This window comes from Gilliamella sp. Bif1-4 (assembly GCF_001690535.1).
Classification (GTDB): domain Bacteria; phylum Pseudomonadota; class Gammaproteobacteria; order Enterobacterales; family Orbaceae; genus Gilliamella; species Gilliamella bombi.
In genome coordinates this window covers 1-959 of the sequence record NZ_LZHC01000071.1, presented here as the reverse complement: position 1 = coordinate 959, position 959 = coordinate 1, and the positions used below count along the sequence as shown (strand labels likewise).

Genomic DNA, 959 nt, shown 5'->3' with positions numbered 1-959 from the left:
GCCGGTGGTGATATCCAAGATATCAATACAGGCGTTGCGGCAGGGAAAAATGCGGTTGAGAATAATGGATTAAGTTGGGGTGATGGTGGATTTGGTGGCGATTTTATTGGTCTTTCACCTGAAACACGGGCAAATTATGAAGGTATCCTCCATGCCTCAGCAGCAGGTTATTTAACTCAAGAAGAAACAGAGGAAGCACTAGAAAGGCTCATAACAGGTAAAGATATGCCTAATGGTAGCGATTATGTTGAACTCTGGATGCGAGCCCCAGAGCAAATAGGTGCATTTTTACCAGGGCCAATTAGTGCCGCTATGGCGGCACTTGCTATGGCTGATAAGTCTTTAACCGACACTGACAAAGCTGATTTGATTTCAGTATTAAATAAAGCTACAGGTGATTATTTATCTGGTGCAGATACTGAATCTTGATCCTCGCCAAAATATTAGACAGTGCCCGCCTCTATCATTTTTTCGTTTTGGTAATATTGTTGTTCATATTGTTCAGGTGATACCCAGCCATTGGCTGAATGACGGCGTATCCGATTATAATAGATTTCAATATATTCAAATAGTGCTTTATTAGCCTGCTTCCTCGTTTTGTAGTAACAGTCATGAATAATATGTGTTTTGAGTGTATGAAAAAAACTCTCAACAACCGCATTATCAAAGCAGTTGCCTCTTCGACTCATGCTTTGCCTTAGCCCATATTGTAACAATAATTGCTTGAAATCAGCACTGCAATATTGGCTTCCTTGGTCACTATGAATGAGTACATTTTTAGGAAAGTGACGCCGAAATAAAGCTTGTTTTAATGTATTACACACTAAATGGCGGTCTATGTAGCGACTGGTTTGCCTAGCAATCACTTTTCGTCCATATAAATCGATAATCACCGACAAATATAACCAACCTTCACCCGTTTTAATATAAGTAATATCGGTTACCCATGTTTTATTAGG

Annotated in this window: 2 protein-coding genes; one reads left to right on the top strand and one right to left on the bottom strand. The window is 39.6% G+C overall.

Going from position 1 to position 959, the window contains the following annotated elements; translation table 11 throughout:
* Nucleotides 1-429 (top strand): VENN motif pre-toxin domain-containing protein (locus A9G25_RS11405; RefSeq protein ID WP_141675097.1); only part of this gene is annotated, 429 nt, incomplete at its 5' end.
* Nucleotides 430-443: 14 nt separating this feature from the next.
* On the opposite strand, the gene A9G25_RS11400 is transcribed toward A9G25_RS11405, so the two are convergent.
* On the bottom strand, nt 444-959 hold a 516-nt coding region (locus A9G25_RS11400; protein WP_141675096.1), incomplete at its 5' end, for an IS3 family transposase.